Consider the following 15,513-nt stretch of genomic DNA (forward strand, 5'->3'; position numbering starts at 1 on the left):
ACGCGCCGACGGGTTTAGAATCGGCACATTCCCCACACCGGTTTCTCCTAATGTCCGCACCCGACTCCGCCCTCCTTGGTTCGTGCCGCGACCGCCGTGCTCGCGTGCTGCAACATCTGCGCGACAACGGCGGCGGCGTGGCCATCGTGCCGACCGCGCCCGAAGCCATGCGCAATCGCGACAGCGACTATCCGTACCGGCATGACAGCTATTTCTATTACCTGACCGGTTTCGCCGAACCCGAGGCCGTGCTGGTGCTGGTGGCCGGCGCGCCCGGCGGCGAGGCCGACCGCAGCATCCTGTTTTGCCGGCCCAAGCACGAAGAGCGGGAAATCTGGGACGGCTTCCGTCACGGCCCCGAAGGCGCGCGCGCGACCTTCGGCTTCGATGAGGCGCATTCGGTCGAGGACATCGACAAGCTGCTGCCGCCGTTGCTCGCCAATCGCGCACAGCTTGCCTACCCGCTTGGCGCCACGGCCGAGATCGACGCGAGCGTGCGGCGCTGGCTCGATGCCGTGCGCATGCAGGGCCGCGCCGGCGTATCGTCACCGGCGGTTGCCGTGGACGTGCGGACCTGGCTCGATGAAATGCGGCTGTTCAAGGATGCCGGCGAGCTGGCCACCATGCGGCGCGCGGCGCAGATCTCGGCCGAGGCGCACGTGCGCGCCATGCGAGCGTCGCGCGCCGGACTGCGCGAATATCACCTCGAGGCGGAACTGCTCTATGAATTCCGCCGCCATGGCGCGCAGAGCGTGGCCTACAACTCGATCGTGGCGGGCGGCGCCAATGCCTGCGTGCTGCACTATCGCGCCGGCCCGGCGGAACTGCGCGACGGCGATTTGTGCCTGATCGACGCCGGCTGCGAACTCGACGGCTACGCCTCGGACATCACGCGCACCTTCCCGGTTTCCGGCCGCTTCACGCCCGCACAGCGCGAACTCTACGACCTCGTGCTGGCCGCGCAGGAAGCCGCCATCGCCGAGACGCGCGCAGGCGTGCCGTACAACGTGCCGCACGACGCCGCCGTCAAGGTGCTGGCGCAGGGCATGCTCGATACGGGCCTGCTCGATCGCAACAAGGAAGGCACGTTGGACGACGTGCTGGCCAGCGGCAGTTATCGCCGCTTCTACATGCACCGCACCGGCCACTGGCTCGGCATGGATGTGCACGACGTGGGCGAGTATCGCGTGCCCGGTGTGCCGCCGGCCGGCCAGCAGGGCGAGCGCCCTTGGCGTCCGCTCGAGCCTGACATGGTGCTGACCATCGAGCCGGGCATCTACGTGCGCCCGGCCGAAGACGTGCCCGAGCACTACTGGCATATCGGCATCCGCATCGAGGATGACGCCGTGGTGACCGCGGGCGAATGTGAACTGATCACGCGCGGCGTGCCTGTGAAGGCCGACGAGATCGAGGCACTGATGCGCGACAACGGAAAGGACGCGTCGCGATGAAGGCGTTATTGAGCAAGCTGTTTGGCGTGGGCACCCCGAAGCATCGCCCCCACGCCCCTTACGTGGATCCCAACGTGCCGTTCGTGGTGAATATCTTCGACGACCGCGTGGTCGTGCATCGCCCCGACGGGCAGCGCGAAGAACTGGAATGGGATGCCCTGGAACGCGTGGTGGTGCGCGTGTCCGACCGCGCGCCGTGGGCCGGCACGCCATGGCTGATTCTGGCCGGCGACGCGCAAAGCCAGCAGGGCTGCGTGGTGCCGATGACCGCGGCCAATCACGATGCGCTGCTTGAGCGACTCCAGCAATTGCCGGGCTTTCACCAGCAGAAACTGGAAAACGCGATGCGCGATGCGGCGGCCGGAAAGACCCGCACCGACGCCAACTTGTGGAAGCGCGGCGAAGCGCAGGCTGCGCTCGCCGACGCGCGCCCGCAGCAGGAGGCCAGCCATGACCCGTCCGGACAGCCCTGACGCCGCATTCGGCACAGATCCGTGCGACATCGCGATCGTCGGCAGCGGTCCGGTGGGGCTCGCGCTGGCCGGACAACTGTTACGCACCACGCCGTGGCGCATCACGCTGATCGACGCCGCCACGCCCGCGCGCGCGGCGCGCGATCCACGCGCCATCGCGCTGTCGCATGGCAGCCGCCAGTTGCTCGAGCAGATCGGCGCCTGGCCGGTGCCGGCGCAGCAGATCGAACATATCCATGTGTCGCAACGCGGCCGCCTGGGCCATCTGAAGCTGCACCATGACGACTATGGCGTGCCGGCGCTTGGCTACGTGGTCCGCTACGGCGACCTGTGCCAGACGCTCGAACGCGCGTTGGCCAGGGCCGCGGAAACCGCGCCGGGACGCCTCGCACGCGCGTTCGAGACGCGCATCGACCATATCGACCAGGACGACCGCCATCCGGACGCGCCGGTGCGGCTTGGTGGCACCGCCCATGCCGATCACGACGGCTTGCCGGTGGCCTACGCCGCGCGCATCGCGGTGCAGGCAGAAGGCGGCCTGTTCCATCAGCAGGCCCAGCGGCTGGCGCGCGGCACCGAAGCCACGCGGCGGCGCGACTACGGCCAGACCGCGATCATCGGTCACGTGACCTGCACGCAGCCGCAGCCGGGCTGGGCCTGGGAACGCTTCACCGAAGAGGGCCCCCTCGCGCTGTTGCCGCATGAAGAGCACGGTACAACCGGCTACGCGCTGGTCTGGTGCTGCGCGCCCGAGCAGGCCCAACGGCGCCTGGCGCTGCCCGAGGCCGAGTTTGCCGAAGAGCTGGGGCAGGCATTCGGCACGCGCATGGGGCGCTTCACGCTGGTGGGCAAGCGCCACGCGTTTCCGCTCGGCCTGAATGCCGCGCCGGTCACTGTCGACCGACGTGTGGTCGCTGTCGGCAATGCGGCGCAGACGTTGCATCCGGTGGCGGGCCAGGGATTGAACCTTGGCTTGCGTGATGCATTCGCGCTGGCCGATTCGCTGCGTGCCGGCTGCACACCCCAGGCGCTGCAGGCCTTTGCGGGCCGGCATCGCGTGGACCGGGCGCTGACGATCGGCATTACCGACCTGTTGCCGCGCGTGTTCGCGGTGGGCGGCCCGTTCGCGGCGCATGCGCGCGGCGCATCGCTAGCTGCGCTGGCCTGCCTGGCGCCACTCAAACACGCGTTGGCGCGGCAGATGATGTACGGCGCCCGCCGCTGAGCGCCCCGGCCAGAATTTGCGCCGGCCGGCCCGCCCAGGGCCGGCCCTAATGATATTTGCTCATTTATTGGGCAACCGTACCGGTTTGGCGGTAAAATCCCGCCCTCGCACATGACCCCAGACTTCGCCGGCAACTGATTCGGCAGGGGCATGTTTTTGCATCGTCACCGCTTCATTCCAGCCCGCCATCGTGCAGATCGGTCCGCATCAACTTCGCAACAACCTTTTTGTCGCCCCCATGGCGGGCGTGACGGATCGGCCGTTCCGCCAGCTGTGCAAGCAGTTGGGCGCGGGATATGCCGTCTCAGAAATGGTGGCGTCGAATGCGCAGCTCTGGAAAAGCGAGAAGACCATGCGCCGCGCCAATCACGCGGGCGAGGTCGAGCCGATCTCGGTGCAGATCGCCGGCGCGGAGCCGTCGATGATGGCCGAGGCGGCCCGCTACAACGTGGACCGCGGCGCGCAGATCATCGACATCAACATGGGTTGCCCGGCCAAGAAGGTCTGCAATGTAGCGGCCGGGTCGGCGCTGCTGCAGAACGAGCCGCTGGTGGTGCGCATCGTCGAGGCCGTGGTGGGTGCCGTGGGCGACCGCGTGCCGGTCACGCTGAAAATCCGCACCGGCTGGGACCGCGAACACAAGAACGCATTGCGCGTGGCGCGCATGGCCGAAGACGCCGGCATCAGCATGCTGACGATCCACGGCCGCACGCGCGCCGACCTGTATCACGGCGAGGCCGAGTACGAGACCATCGCGGCGGTCAAAGCGGCGCTGCGTATCCCGGTGGTGGCCAACGGCGACATCACGTCGCCCGAAAAAGCCAGGCACGTGCTGGCCGTGACTGGCGCCGACGCGATCATGATCGGTCGCGCCGCGCAGGGCCGCCCGTGGCTGTTCCGCGAGATCGAGCATTACCTGAAGACGGGCGAGCTGCTGCCGTCGCCCGAGGTGGCCGAGATCCGCGCCATCATGAATCACCATCTGGCGGACCACTACGCCTTCTACGGCGAGTTCACCGGCGTGCGCACGGCGCGCAAGCACATCGCCTGGTACACGCGCGGGCTCAAGGGCGCGAACCTGTTCCGCCATCGCATGAACACGCTGGAATCGACCGACGCCCAGCTCGACGCGGTCAACGCTTTCTTCGACGAACAGGCGGCGATTTCCGATCGCCTGGTCTATGTCGACGAAAGCGGCGCATCGGACGAAGAACAAGATATCAACAACAACAAAAAACGGGAATTGCTTGCCGCATGAGCCGCAACGCCATCGATCAATGTATCCGGGACAGCCTGGATACCTACTTTCGCGACCTGGACGGCGAAGTGCCGTCCAATATGTACAACATGGTGCTGGAGGCCGTGGAACGGCCGCTGCTGGAAGCCGTGATGGTGCGCGCCGAGCGCAACCAGTCACTGGCGGCCGCCTATCTGGGCATCAACCGAAACACCCTGCGCAAGAAGCTGCAGCAACACGGATTACTTTGAAGCGTTCCACCAAGCCATGATCAAGCAAGCCCTTCTCTCCGTTTCCGACAAGACCGGCATCGTCGATTTCGCGCGTGAACTGAACGCGCTCGGCGTCACGCTGCTTTCCACCGGCGGCACCGCCAAGCTCCTGGCCGATGCCGGCCTGCCCGTCACGGAAGTGGCCGACTACACCGGCTTTCCGGAAATGCTCGACGGCCGCGTGAAAACGCTGCACCCGAAAGTGCACGGCGGCATCCTGGCGCGCCGCGATCTGCCCGAGCACATGGCCGCGCTGGCCGAGCACGACATCCCGACCATCGACCTGCTGGTGGTGAACCTGTATCCGTTCCAGCAGACGGTGGCCAAGGACGACTGCACGCTGCCCGACGCGATCGAGAACATCGACATCGGCGGCCCGACCATGCTGCGTTCGGCGGCCAAGAATCACCGCGATGTCACCGTCATCGTCGATCCGGCCGACTACGCCGTGGTGCTCGACGAAATGCGCGGCAATGGCAACACGGTCGGCTACGACACCAACTTCCGCCTGGCCACCAAGGTATTTGCGCACACTGCCCAGTACGATGGCGCGATCACCAACTACCTGACCAGCCTGGGCGCGGACAAGTCGCACCAGGCACGCAGCAACTATCCGCAGACGCTGAACCTGGCGTTCGAAAAAGTGCAGGAGATGCGCTACGGCGAGAATCCGCACCAGTCGGCGGCGTTCTACCGCGACCTGAAGACCGTCGATGGCGCGCTGGCCAACTACGTGCAGTTGCAGGGCAAGGAACTGTCGTACAACAACATCGCCGACGCCGACGCCGCGTGGGAATGCGTGAAGTCGTTCGACGCCACCGCGGCCGCCGCGTGCGTGATCATCAAGCACGCCAATCCGTGCGGCGTGGCGGTTGGCGCCAACGCGCTGGAAGCCTACGAAAAGGCTTTCAAGACCGATTCGACCTCGGCCTTCGGCGGCATCATCGCCTTCAACGTCGAAGTGGACGAAGCCGCGGCGCAAGCCGTGGCCAAGCAGTTTGTGGAAGTGCTGATCGCGCCGTCGTTCAGCACCGCGGCGCGCAACGTGTTCGCCGCCAAGCAGAACGTGCGCCTGTTGGAAATCCCGCTCGGCCGCGGTGTGAATCAGTACGACCTGAAGCGCGTGGGCGGCGGGCTGCTGGTGCAAGGCCCGGACGCACGCAACGTGCAGCCGTCGGAACTGCGCGTGGTAACGCGCCGTCATCCCACGCCGAAGGAAATGGACGACCTGATGTTCGCCTGGCGCGTGGCCAAGTTCGTGAAGTCGAACGCCATCGTGTTCTGCGGCAACGGCATGACGCTCGGTGTCGGCGCCGGCCAGATGAGCCGCGTCGATTCGGCGCGCATCGCCAGCATCAAGGCCCAGAACGCCGGCCTGACGCTGGCTGGCTCGGCCGTGGCGTCGGATGCGTTCTTCCCGTTCCGCGACGGTCTGGACGTGGTGGTGGATGCGGGCGCGACTGTGGTGATCCAGCCGGGCGGTTCGATGCGCGATGACGAAGTGATCGCCGCCGCCGACGAGCGCGGCATTGCCATGGTACTGACCGGCACGCGCCACTTCCGTCATTGATGCATGACCCCGTGGCAGGCGCGCCCGCGTCTGCCACGGGTCTGCCTGCTGTCCTCCCACCGGGCGTAATCCTCTACACTACGCCCATCCCTTCCCACTGCCCGCTTCATGCGCATCCTCGGCATCGACCCTGGTCTGCGGACCACCGGCTTTGGCGTGCTCGAAAAGCACGGCAGCAAGCTTGCCTACATCGCGTCCGGCACGATCCGCAGCAATGGCGACCAAAGCCTGCCGCAGCGCCTGAAGACGCTGTATGACGGCATCGCCGAAGTGGCGCGCACCTACGCGCCCGATTGCGCCGCCATCGAAAAGGTCTTTGTCAACGTCAATCCGCAATCCACGCTGATGCTGGGCCAGGCGCGCGGCGCCGCCATTTGCGGGCTGGTTGGACAGGGCCTGCCCGTGTACGAATACACCGCGCTGCAACTCAAGGTGGCGGTGGTCGGCTATGGCCGCGCCAACAAGGAGCAGGTGCAGGAGATGGTGATGCGGCTGCTGGCGCTGTCCGGACGGCCCAGCAGCGACGCGGCCGATGCGCTGGGGGTGGCGATCTGCCATGCCAATGGCGGCGACACGCTTGGCGCTCTGGCTGGCCTGGCGCCGGATCTGGCGCGCAAAGGCATGCGCGTGCGGCGCGGCCGGCTGGTGGGCTGACATCGACGCTGCGCGCGGCTCAATCCGGCGCGGCCGCATCGGCCGCTCGCATACAATCGGCGTTCGAAAGCAAGCCCTCAGGAACGCCCCGATGTCGCATCCCCTCGTCTTTCGCATATCGCTCGCACTGGCCGTACCCGCCTTGATGGCAGGCTGCGTCACGCCACCGCGCGCGCCCGTGGCCACCGCGCCGGCCCCCGCCGCGGTCCCGACGCCGCCACCGGCCGCGCCTGCACAGAAAGCGCTGGTGATCGGCCATCGCGGCGCCAGCGCGCTGCGGCCCGAACACACGCTCGCGTCCTACCAGAAGGCCATCGACGACGGCGCGGACATCATCGAACCGGATCTGGTATCGACCAAGGACGGCGTACTGGTGGCGCGCCACGAAAACGACATCACCGGCACTACCAACGTCGCCGAGCTGCCCGAGTTTGCCGATCGCCGGCGCATCAAGGTGATAGACGGCGAGCGTATCGATGGCTGGTTCACCGAGGATTTCACGCTGGCCGAACTGAAGACGATGCGGGCGCGTGAACGGATTCCCAAGCTGCGTCCATACAACGCCAAGCTTAACGACCAGTTCGAGATCCCGACTTTCGACGAGATCCTGAAACTGGTCGCACAGGCTGCCGGCAAGCGCGGGGCCACCATCGGCATCTATCCCGAACTGAAGCATCCCAGCTACTTCCGCGGCATCGGCCTGCCGCTGGAGGAAAAACTCGCCACGGCGCTGCGCGGCAACGACTACGCAAGGCGCGCGCCGATCTACGTGCAGTCGTTCGAAGTCGCACCGCTGCGCACCATGAAGCGGCTGCTGGGGCCGTCGATGCCGAACGTGCGCATCGTCCAGCTGATCGGCAACGCCCGCAGCCGTCCCGCGGACTGGGGGCTGGCCGGCGACAGCCGCACATACGCATCGATGCTGACGCCGCTGGGGCTGCGCGAAGTGGCGGCTTACGCCAACGGCATCGGCCCCGAGAAGAATCTCGTGATCCCGCGCGATGCGCGCGGCAATCTCGGCGCGCCCACCGCGCTGGTCGGTAACGCGCACGCCGCGGGGCTGGTCGTCCATCCCTATACGTTCCGGCCCGAAAACAGTTTCCTGCCGCGCTCGTTGCGCGCGCCCGGCGACGACGCCACGCGCAATCCCGCCGGCATGGAACGCGAAGTGCGCGCCTTTATCGGCGCCGGCATCGATGGATTTTTCACCGACGATCCGGCGCTGGGCCGGCGCGCCGTCGATACGCCGCCAGCACAATAGACACGTGGGCCGCTACACTTGCGGCCAGCTTTCTCACCCCATCGCACACACCATGATCGGACGCATCGCCGGCACCCTGCTTGAAAAGAATCCCCCGCATCTGCTGGTCGACTGCCATGGCGTCGGCTACGAGATCGACGTGCCGATGAGCACCTTCTACAACCTGCCCGCTGTCGGCCAGCCGGTGACGCTGCTCACGCAGCAGATCATCCGCGAGGACGCGCACCTGCTGTTCGGCTTTGGCTCGGCCACCGAGCGCAACACGTTTCGCGAGCTGATCAAGATCACCGGCATCGGGGCGCGCATGGCGCTGGCCGTCCTGTCCGGCCTGTCGGTACCGGAACTGGCGCAGGCCGTGACGATGCAGGAGGCGGGCCGGCTGACGCGGATTCCCGGCATCGGCAAGAAGACGGCCGAGCGGCTGCTGCTCGAACTCAAGGGCAAGCTGGGCGCCGATCTGGGGCATGTGCCCGGCGCGCAGCCGTTGTCGGACACGGCCGTCGATGTGCTCAACGCCCTGCTGGCGCTTGGCTACTCCGAAAAGGAAGCCGCGCAGGCGATCAAGCAGGTGCCGGCCGCAACCGGTGTGTCGGAGGGCATCAAGCTGGCGCTCAAGGCCCTGTCCAAGGGCTGACCACTTGGCGGGAAGCCGCGACGGGCAGCGTAGAATGGCGGCAAATTGCTTCCGACTGCCATGATAGAAACCGACAAGCTGACCGGCGAACGCCTGCCCGACCGCGTGATTTCCGCCACGCCGGCTTCCAACCAGGAGGAGGCGTTCGAGCGTGCGCTGCGTCCGAAGCTGCTCGACGAATACGTCGGCCAGGAAAAGGTGCGCGGCCAGCTCGACATCTTCATGCACGCGGCGCGCAATCGCCGCGAAGCGCTGGACCATGTGCTGCTGTTCGGCCCGCCGGGGCTGGGCAAGACCACGCTGGCCCACATCATCGCGCGCGAGATGGGCGTCAATCTGCGCCAGACTTCCGGCCCGGTGCTCGAGCGCCCCGGCGACCTCGCCGCGCTGCTGACCAATCTCGAAGCCAACGACGTCCTGTTTATCGACGAAATCCACCGGCTGTCGCCCGTGGTGGAAGAAATCCTGTATCCGGCGCTGGAGGATTACCAGATCGACATCATGATCGGCGAAGGCCCGGCGGCCCGCTCGGTCAAGCTCGACCTGCAGCCGTTCACGCTGGTGGGCGCCACCACGCGCGCCGGCATGTTGACCAATCCCCTGCGCGACCGCTTTGGCATCGTGGCGCGGCTGGAGTTCTACACGCCTGAAGAACTGGCGCGCATCGTCGCGCGATCGGCGCAGTTGCTCAATGCGACGATCGATCCTGCCGGCGCACTGGAAATTGCGCGCCGGGCACGCGGCACGCCGCGTATCGCCAACCGGCTGCTGCGGCGCGTGCGCGATTTTGCCGAGGTCAAGAGCGACGGCACGATCACACGAGACCTCGCCGACGCCGCGCTGGCAATGCTCGATGTCGACACCGTCGGCTTCGACCTGATGGACCGCAAGCTGCTGGAAGCGGTGCTGCACAAGTTCGACGGCGGTCCGGTTGGCGTGGACAACCTCGCCGCGGCGATCGGCGAAGCGCGCGACACCATCGAGGACGTGCTGGAGCCGTATCTGATCCAGCAGGGCTATCTGCAACGCACGCCGCGCGGACGTGTTGCCACGGCGGCTGCATACCGGCATTTCGGCCTGGCCTCGCCGCAAGGCAGCCGCGACGGCGATATCTTCGACGCGCCGTAGATCGCCCGCTATTACAAAGAGACGCTGACGCCCCTTGCGGACGCCATTTAAACGTTTTCGCGGCGTCCCCAAGTTTTTTCGAAGTGCATTGCTGGGCCCTGAGCAGTTGCCCACAATGGCTGCATCCTTTTTTACAAACGCGCACGTCGCCACAGGACAGCCATGAAACGCCGAGCCAGCCTCACCACTTCGACACTAGCCGCCTGCCTCGCCATGCTGGCCATGGGCACGGCCACCGCCCAGATGGCGCCCGCGCCCGCCGGCCCCACGTCGCCGTTGCCCAACGTTGCGCCGCCCCGGCCGGAAGCTTTCGCCGAAGAGGATGTCGCGAGGGGCAAGGTGGTCTCCGTCGACCCGCAGACCAAGGCGATCATTGTGCAAGGCGAGGGCGGCAACGTCGTCGAACTGGTGGGCGGCGACGAAGCCCAGAATTTCGGCAACGTAAACCCGGGCGATATCGTCACGATCCGCCGTGAGGCCGCTGTCGTGGCGGGGCTCGAGCCGCTCGGCACCAAGGACGTGGCGATGATCGAGCAGACCGAGCGCGTCGCGCGTGCGCCCGCTGGCGGCAAACCCGGCGTGGTGCGCGAAGTCACCACTACGATCACCGCGCAAGTCACGCGCGTGGACGTCTCCCAGCGCCTGCTGACATTCTCGGGCCCGCGCGAATCGGTACGCACCGTGAAGGTCGTTGATCCCAGTATCGACCTGGCCGCAGTCAGGCCCGGCCAAATGGCCAAGATCGTGGTACGCGAAATGGTCGTCATCACGATCGAAGCACCCAAGGCAGGCTGATCGCACGAATCGGAGAGCCGCCGGTCGCAGTTCCTTTCCCAATCAGAGGAGAATCCCACATGGATCGACGTCAGTTTGTTGCCCGGGTCGCCGGGTCTGGACTGCTGGTAGCCACCGCCGGCCTGGCGGCAGGCTGCACCACGACAGGCAGCAGTTCGCCCACCGATGTAGCGGCGAAACGCAAGGAGATCGATGCCGGCGTCGACGGCGCGCTGAACCGTCTCTATGCATCGGTGGACGGCGCGCGCGACCTGGGCAGCCGCGCACAGGGCCTGCTGGTGTTTCCGCGCGTGCTGGCCGGTGGCCTGGTGGTGGGCGGCGAGTATGGCGACGGGGCGCTGCGCACCAAGGGCGCGACGCAAGGCTACTATCGGACGATCGCCGCGTCGGTCGGGCTGACCGCCGGCGGCCAGTCGCGCTCGGTCGTCATCATGTTCATGACGCCCGACGCGTACAACAAATTCGTGCAGTCGAAGGGCTGGACGGCAGGCGTGGACGCGAGCGTGGCGCTGGCCAAGGTTGGCGCCAATGGCAAGGTGGACACCGTCACCGCGCAGCAGCCGGTGATCGCTTTCGTGCAGACCAACGCCGGCCTGATGTTCGATGTCTCGCTGGACGGCTCCAAGATCAGCAAGCTGGACCTGTAGCCGCACCAACCCTCTCCGGGTTGCAAATGGATCGCTCCCCGCTTCGGCCGGGAGCTTTTTTTTGCGCCGGTGCGGGCGCGGCTTCGCTGGCATAATCGCGCCAATCCCGCGCCCCGGACGTCACCATGCACGAACCCATCGCCGCCTCCGCCCCCGCCGCAGCACACAGCGGACGCGTGTACCGCTATTACGATCTCGTGATGGTGGCCTTCGTCACGGTATTGCTGTGCTCGAACCTGATCGGGGCGGCCAAGGCGGCGCAGGTTACGCTGCCGTGGATCGGGCCCGTCACGTTCGGCGCCGGCGTGCTGTTCTTTCCGGTTTCCTACATCTTTGGCGACGTGCTGACCGAGGTCTACGGCTATGGCCGCGACCGCCGCGTGGTGTGGGCGGGTTTCGCGGCGCTGGCGTTTGCCACGTTCATGGCGTTCGTGGTGCTGCGCATGCCGGTGGCGCCGTTCATGATCGACTATCAGAAAAGCCTGGAAGACGTATTCGGCAATACCTGGCGCATCGCACTGGGGTCGCTGATCGCGTTCTGCTGCGGCAGCTTCACCAACAGCTACACGCTGGCCAAGATGAAGCTGTGGACCAACGGCCGCTGGCTGTGGACGCGCACCATCGGCTCGACACTGGCCGGCGAGCTCGTCGACTCGTCGCTGTTCTACGTGATTGCGTTCTACGGCATCTGGCCGCTGGAAAAAGTCATCCAGGTCGCCATTGCCCAATACGTACTGAAGACCGGCTGGGAGATCGTGATGACGCCCGTGACCTACAAGGTGGTGGGCTTTCTGAAGCGCGCCGAACGCGAGGACTGGTATGACCGGAACACCAATTTCACGCCGTTCCGGTTGAAAGTCTAAGTCGGCGATTCAGGGAACGCGGCGGTCCACCTCATCGAGCGTCAGCGCCTCCAGATGGCTCACGTCGGCCCATTGCAGCATCGTCAGATTGACGCTGTCGCAGCGCAGCCGGTTGACGCTGGCGTTGAGCAGCTCGTGCTCGCGCGGGGCTTCGAGCGTCATGCCCGTCGCCTCGCGATACAGGCAATCGAGCACGCCGCCGTGGGCGACCAGCGCGATCCGTTCGCCCGGATGACGCCGCGATAACGACAGCGCCACTTCGACCGCACGCTCATGGAATTCGCGCAGCGATTCGCCTCCAGGCGGCGCGTAATCGGGAATGCGCGCCTGCCAGCGCGCGAAATCCTCGGGACGCTGTTGCGCCACCTCGGCGTACGTCATGCCTTCGAGATCGCCATAGCAACGCTCGCGCAGGCGCGGCTCCGCACGCGCATTCAAGCCCAACGCCTGCGCCAGCGGCGCGGCGGTCTGCGCGGCGCGGCTCAGGTCGCTGGTGTACACCGCGTCGATCGGCTCGCCCGCCAGCGCCTCGGCCAACGCGCGCGCCTGCGCGTGGCCCGCTTCGTTGAGCGGTATGTCGAGCTGGCCCTGCAGCCGCCGCTCGCGATTCCAGGCTGTCTCGCCGTGACGAATCACGATCAGATGGGTGTAGGCCAGCGATTGCGGGCCAGTGCTTTGCAACATGCCGATTCCTTGGGGGCTGCGGATAGGCGTTTTGTAAAACGATTTAGAACGATTACTTCACGAGCCGCGGGTTGAGCGTGTAGGTGCCGGTGATGCTGGCTTCGGCGAGAACGTGGCCCTGGATCGCGGCGCGCACCTCGGCGCCCGTGAACTTGCCTTCCACCGGCACGCGTTCGATATCGAGCGCGTACACCGTGAAGACATAGTGGTGAACGATCGAATCGTTCCACGGCGGGCACGGGCCGTCGTAGCCGAAGTAGTCGCCCTTCATGTCGGCGTCGCCGGCAAACCATCCGGTGTAGTCGTTCAGGCCGTGGCGCAGGCCGCCAGCCGTGGCCGTGCCCACCAGCGCCTCGGGCCCGGGCTTGCCGCGCGCGATCACGCCGTCGCTGTGCGAGGCCGCCGAGATGCTGTTCAGCCCCGGCGGAATGTCGATCAGCACCCAATGGAAGAAGTCCACGCGCGGCAGCGACGCGGGCACTTCGCGGCCCTCCTGGTTCACGTCGTCGCCCTTGCTGGGCACGTCACGGTCGTGACAGATCAGCACAAACGAGCGCGTGGCCGGCGGAAAATCGTCCCAGTGCAGGTCCGGGTTGCGATTGCTCGACAGCGTCACGTGGTTGGCCGCATCGGGCACACAGAACGCAAATTCGCCGGGAATCGGCGCGTTGTCGGCAAATGCCTTGCTCCAGAGTTTCATGAGGATCTCCTTGGCTTGGATTTCGACTTGCGATGTCACGCGGTACCGGCTGGCGGTACGCGCAGCCAGAACGTCACGGGGCCATCGTTGGTCAGGCTGACCTGCATCATCGCGCCGAATTCGCCGGTCTGCACCAGCGGATGCGTGGCGCGCGCGCGGGTCACGAAGTAATCGTAAAGACGGCGCCCGTCTTCGGGCGACGCCGCAGGCGTGAAGCTGGGACGGGTGCCGCTGTTGGTGTCGGCTGCCAGTGTGAACTGCGAAACCACCAACAAGCCGCCTGCCGTGCCGTGACCGTCGATATTCTGCACGGGCAGGTTCATCTTGCCTTCGGCATCGGAAAAGACACGGTACGACAGCAGCTTGGCCAGCAGCCGATCGGCCTGTGCTTCGGCGTCGCCGCGCTCGGCGCAAACCAGCGCCAGCAAACCCGCGCCGATTTCGCCGGTGGTGCGGCCTTCCACGGTGACGCGCGCCTGCGAGACACGCTGAATCAGTGCGATCATGGCGCCGGTATCAGCGCAGCGTCACGCGCGCAAAGCGGCGCTTGCCGACCTGAACTACATAGGTGCCGGCGGCCACCTTGGTGGCCTTGTCGGCCACCACGGCACCATCGATCTTGACACCGCCCTGCTCGATATTGCGGTTGGCCTCCGACGTGGACGGCACGAGGTTGGCCTGCTTGAGCAGTTGCGCGATGCCCATCGGCGCGCCTTCGAGGCTCACCGCGGGAATGTCGTCGGGCACGCCGCCGCGCGCGCGGTGGTTGAATGCCTCGAGCGCGGCTTCGGCTGCGGCCTGGCTGTGGAAGCGCGTGACGATTTCCTGCGCCAGCGCCACCTTGCAGTCGCGCGGATTGCGGCCCAGCGCCACTTCTTCCTTCATCAGGTCGATCTCGCTCATCGGCCGGAACGACAGCAGCGTGAAGTACTGCCACATCAGGTCGTCCGAGATGCTCATCAGCTTGCCGAACATGTCGTTCGGGGCCTCGGTCACGCCGATGTAGTTGTTCTTGGACTTCGACATCTTCTCGACGCCGTCCAGCCCCACCAGCAGCGGCATGGTCAAGATGCACTGCGATTCCTGGCCGTATTCCTTTTGCAGCTCGCGTCCCACCAGCAGATTGAACTTCTGGTCGGTGCCGCCGAGTTCCAGATCGGACTGCAGCGCCACGGAATCGTAGCCCTGCATCAACGGATAAAGGAACTCATGGACCGAAATGGGAATCCCAGACCGGAACCGTTTGGTGAAGTCGTCCCGCTCCATCATGCGGGCCACGGTGTACTTCGCGGCCAGCTGGATCATGCCGCGCGCGCCCAGCGGATCGCACCACTCGCTGTTGTAGCGGATTTCGGTCCTGGCCGGATCGAGCACCAGGCTCGCCTGCTTGTAATACGTCTGCGCGTTGGCTTCGATCTGTTCGCGAGTCAGCGGAGGTCGCGTGGAATTGCGCCCCGATGGATCGCCGATCGTCGAGGTGAAGTCGCCGATCAGAAAGATCACCTGGTGGCCCAGGTCCTGCAACTGGCGCAGCTTGTTCAACACCACGGTGTGACCGAGGTGGATGTCCGGCGCGGTGGGATCGAGCCCGAGCTTGATGCGAAGCGGCACGCCCGTCGCTTCGCTGCGTGCGAGCTTTTGCAGCCACTCGGATTCGACCAGGAGTTCGTCGCAGCCGCGCTTGGTGATCTCCAATGCGCGCATCACCGACGGCGTAAGTGGATATTTGGCCGCGGCGGCCGGGGACACTTCAGTCATGACGTAAGTCTTTGAAATCTATAGGGAAACCACGACGGACGGCCAGCATGGTTCTGGTATAATCCGCGCTTTGCGCCAGACGGGTCATCCGTCGGCCCAACCGCCTTGCAGGCGGAAACATAGAACGCCCGCGCCGCACCTCGGGGGAGGAAGGCAGACGA

Annotated in this window: 17 protein-coding genes; 13 read left to right on the forward strand and 4 right to left on the reverse strand. The window is 66.2% G+C overall.

Features of this window, described 5'->3' with window-relative positions:
* Nucleotides 1-50 precede the first annotated feature (50 nt).
* From F7R19_RS09410 to F7R19_RS09470, 13 genes are all read left to right on the forward strand, one after another.
* Complete coding sequence (locus tag F7R19_RS09410) at nt 51-1,451, forward strand: aminopeptidase P N-terminal domain-containing protein (protein WP_061954790.1); 1,401 nt, start codon at nt 51-53, stop codon at nt 1,449-1,451.
* Nucleotides 1,448-1,924 (forward strand): hypothetical protein, encoded by a 477-nt coding sequence (locus F7R19_RS09415; RefSeq protein WP_150980091.1) that lies wholly within the window; start codon nt 1,448-1,450, stop codon nt 1,922-1,924. The genes F7R19_RS09410 and F7R19_RS09415 overlap by 4 nt, the downstream gene beginning before the upstream one ends.
* Nucleotides 1,902-3,149, forward strand: a complete 1,248-nt coding sequence (locus F7R19_RS09420) for a UbiH/UbiF/VisC/COQ6 family ubiquinone biosynthesis hydroxylase (protein ID WP_150980092.1) — start codon at nt 1,902-1,904, stop codon at nt 3,147-3,149. The genes F7R19_RS09415 and F7R19_RS09420 overlap by 23 nt, the downstream gene beginning before the upstream one ends.
* Before the next feature lie 190 nt (nt 3,150-3,339).
* Nucleotides 3,340-4,407: a tRNA dihydrouridine synthase DusB gene (gene dusB / locus F7R19_RS09425; protein WP_061954784.1), complete on the forward strand. Its 1,068-nt coding sequence runs from the start codon at nt 3,340-3,342 to the stop codon at nt 4,405-4,407.
* The gene (locus F7R19_RS09430; RefSeq protein ID WP_061954782.1) at nt 4,404-4,637 is read left to right on the forward strand and encodes a Fis family transcriptional regulator; all 234 of its coding nucleotides are present in this window, start codon (nt 4,404-4,406) and stop codon (nt 4,635-4,637) included. The genes dusB and F7R19_RS09430 overlap by 4 nt, the downstream gene beginning before the upstream one ends.
* A 16-nt stretch (nt 4,638-4,653) precedes the next feature.
* Nucleotides 4,654-6,228, forward strand: coding sequence for a bifunctional phosphoribosylaminoimidazolecarboxamide formyltransferase/IMP cyclohydrolase (purH, locus tag F7R19_RS09435; protein WP_061954780.1), 1,575 nt, complete (start codon nt 4,654-4,656; stop codon nt 6,226-6,228).
* Between the two features lie 108 nt (nt 6,229-6,336).
* Nucleotides 6,337-6,882, forward strand: a complete 546-nt coding sequence (ruvC, locus tag F7R19_RS09440) for a crossover junction endodeoxyribonuclease RuvC (RefSeq protein WP_150980093.1) — start codon at nt 6,337-6,339, stop codon at nt 6,880-6,882.
* A gap of 91 nt (nt 6,883-6,973) precedes the next feature.
* Entirely contained in the window at nt 6,974-8,143 is a 1,170-nt protein-coding gene (locus F7R19_RS09445; RefSeq protein ID WP_150980094.1) for a glycerophosphodiester phosphodiesterase, read from the forward strand.
* 52 nt (nt 8,144-8,195) lie between these two features.
* Nucleotides 8,196-8,777, forward strand: a complete 582-nt coding sequence (ruvA, locus tag F7R19_RS09450; protein WP_061954774.1) for a Holliday junction branch migration protein RuvA — start codon at nt 8,196-8,198, stop codon at nt 8,775-8,777.
* 60 nt (nt 8,778-8,837) lie between these two features.
* Nucleotides 8,838-9,905, forward strand: a complete 1,068-nt coding sequence (gene ruvB, locus F7R19_RS09455; RefSeq protein WP_150980095.1) for a Holliday junction branch migration DNA helicase RuvB — start codon at nt 8,838-8,840, stop codon at nt 9,903-9,905.
* A 162-nt stretch (nt 9,906-10,067) separates the two neighbouring features.
* Complete coding sequence (locus tag F7R19_RS09460) at nt 10,068-10,700, forward strand: hypothetical protein (protein ID WP_150980096.1); 633 nt, start codon at nt 10,068-10,070, stop codon at nt 10,698-10,700.
* A 59-nt stretch (nt 10,701-10,759) separates the two neighbouring features.
* Nucleotides 10,760-11,347: a BPSL1445 family SYLF domain-containing lipoprotein gene (locus F7R19_RS09465; protein ID WP_061954768.1), complete on the forward strand. Its 588-nt coding sequence runs from the start codon at nt 10,760-10,762 to the stop codon at nt 11,345-11,347.
* Nucleotides 11,348-11,472: 125 nt separating this feature from the next.
* Entirely contained in the window at nt 11,473-12,210 is a 738-nt protein-coding gene (locus F7R19_RS09470) for a queuosine precursor transporter (RefSeq protein WP_061954766.1), read from the forward strand.
* A gap of 9 nt (nt 12,211-12,219) precedes the next feature.
* Here F7R19_RS09470 and F7R19_RS09475 read toward each other — a convergent pair whose 3' ends face one another.
* The 4 genes from F7R19_RS09475 to tyrS are packed head-to-tail and all read right to left on the reverse strand — an operon-like array spanning nt 12,220 to nt 15,352.
* Nucleotides 12,220-12,894, reverse strand: a complete 675-nt coding sequence (locus F7R19_RS09475) for a histidine phosphatase family protein (RefSeq protein WP_061954763.1) — start codon at nt 12,892-12,894, stop codon at nt 12,220-12,222.
* Nucleotides 12,895-12,946: 52 nt separating this feature from the next.
* Nucleotides 12,947-13,594 carry a YbhB/YbcL family Raf kinase inhibitor-like protein gene (locus F7R19_RS09480; protein WP_061954948.1) on the reverse strand — a complete coding sequence of 216 codons (648 nt, stop codon included), beginning with the start codon at nt 13,592-13,594 and terminating at the stop codon, nt 12,947-12,949.
* A gap of 35 nt (nt 13,595-13,629) precedes the next feature.
* Entirely contained in the window at nt 13,630-14,100 is a 471-nt protein-coding gene (gene dtd, locus F7R19_RS09485; protein ID WP_150980097.1) for a D-aminoacyl-tRNA deacylase, read from the reverse strand.
* 10 nt (nt 14,101-14,110) lie between these two features.
* Entirely contained in the window at nt 14,111-15,352 is a 1,242-nt protein-coding gene (tyrS, locus tag F7R19_RS09490; RefSeq protein ID WP_061954760.1) for a tyrosine--tRNA ligase, read from the reverse strand.
* Between the last annotated feature and the right edge of the window lie 161 nt (nt 15,353-15,513).

It is taken from the genome of Cupriavidus pauculus (assembly GCF_008801835.1).
GTDB lineage: Bacteria > Pseudomonadota > Gammaproteobacteria > Burkholderiales > Burkholderiaceae > Cupriavidus > Cupriavidus pauculus.

What these genes read in the sequence shown, in the direction of transcription:
- F7R19_RS09480 (WP_061954948.1), bottom strand. Translation starts at nt 13,594, where the DNA reads ATGAAACTCTGGAGCAAGGCATTTGCCGACAACGCGCCGATTCCCGGC.
- ruvC (WP_150980093.1), top strand. Translation starts at nt 6,337, where the DNA reads ATGCGCATCCTCGGCATCGACCCTGGTCTGCGGACCACCGGCTTTGGC.
- F7R19_RS09430 (WP_061954782.1), top strand. Translation starts at nt 4,404, where the DNA reads ATGAGCCGCAACGCCATCGATCAATGTATCCGGGACAGCCTGGATACC.
- F7R19_RS09445 (WP_150980094.1), top strand. Translation starts at nt 6,974, where the DNA reads ATGTCGCATCCCCTCGTCTTTCGCATATCGCTCGCACTGGCCGTACCC.
- purH (WP_061954780.1), top strand. Translation starts at nt 4,654, where the DNA reads ATGATCAAGCAAGCCCTTCTCTCCGTTTCCGACAAGACCGGCATCGTC.
- F7R19_RS09470 (WP_061954766.1), top strand. Translation starts at nt 11,473, where the DNA reads ATGCACGAACCCATCGCCGCCTCCGCCCCCGCCGCAGCACACAGCGGA.
- ruvB (WP_150980095.1), top strand. Translation starts at nt 8,838, where the DNA reads ATGATAGAAACCGACAAGCTGACCGGCGAACGCCTGCCCGACCGCGTG.
- F7R19_RS09465 (WP_061954768.1), top strand. Translation starts at nt 10,760, where the DNA reads ATGGATCGACGTCAGTTTGTTGCCCGGGTCGCCGGGTCTGGACTGCTG.
- F7R19_RS09460 (WP_150980096.1), top strand. Translation starts at nt 10,068, where the DNA reads ATGAAACGCCGAGCCAGCCTCACCACTTCGACACTAGCCGCCTGCCTC.
- dtd (WP_150980097.1), bottom strand. Translation starts at nt 14,100, where the DNA reads ATGATCGCACTGATTCAGCGTGTCTCGCAGGCGCGCGTCACCGTGGAA.
- F7R19_RS09415 (WP_150980091.1), top strand. Translation starts at nt 1,448, where the DNA reads ATGAAGGCGTTATTGAGCAAGCTGTTTGGCGTGGGCACCCCGAAGCAT.
- ruvA (WP_061954774.1), top strand. Translation starts at nt 8,196, where the DNA reads ATGATCGGACGCATCGCCGGCACCCTGCTTGAAAAGAATCCCCCGCAT.
- tyrS (WP_061954760.1), bottom strand. Translation starts at nt 15,352, where the DNA reads ATGACTGAAGTGTCCCCGGCCGCCGCGGCCAAATATCCACTTACGCCG.
- F7R19_RS09420 (WP_150980092.1), top strand. Translation starts at nt 1,902, where the DNA reads ATGACCCGTCCGGACAGCCCTGACGCCGCATTCGGCACAGATCCGTGC.
- F7R19_RS09475 (WP_061954763.1), bottom strand. Translation starts at nt 12,894, where the DNA reads ATGTTGCAAAGCACTGGCCCGCAATCGCTGGCCTACACCCATCTGATC.
- F7R19_RS09410 (WP_061954790.1), top strand. Translation starts at nt 51, where the DNA reads ATGTCCGCACCCGACTCCGCCCTCCTTGGTTCGTGCCGCGACCGCCGT.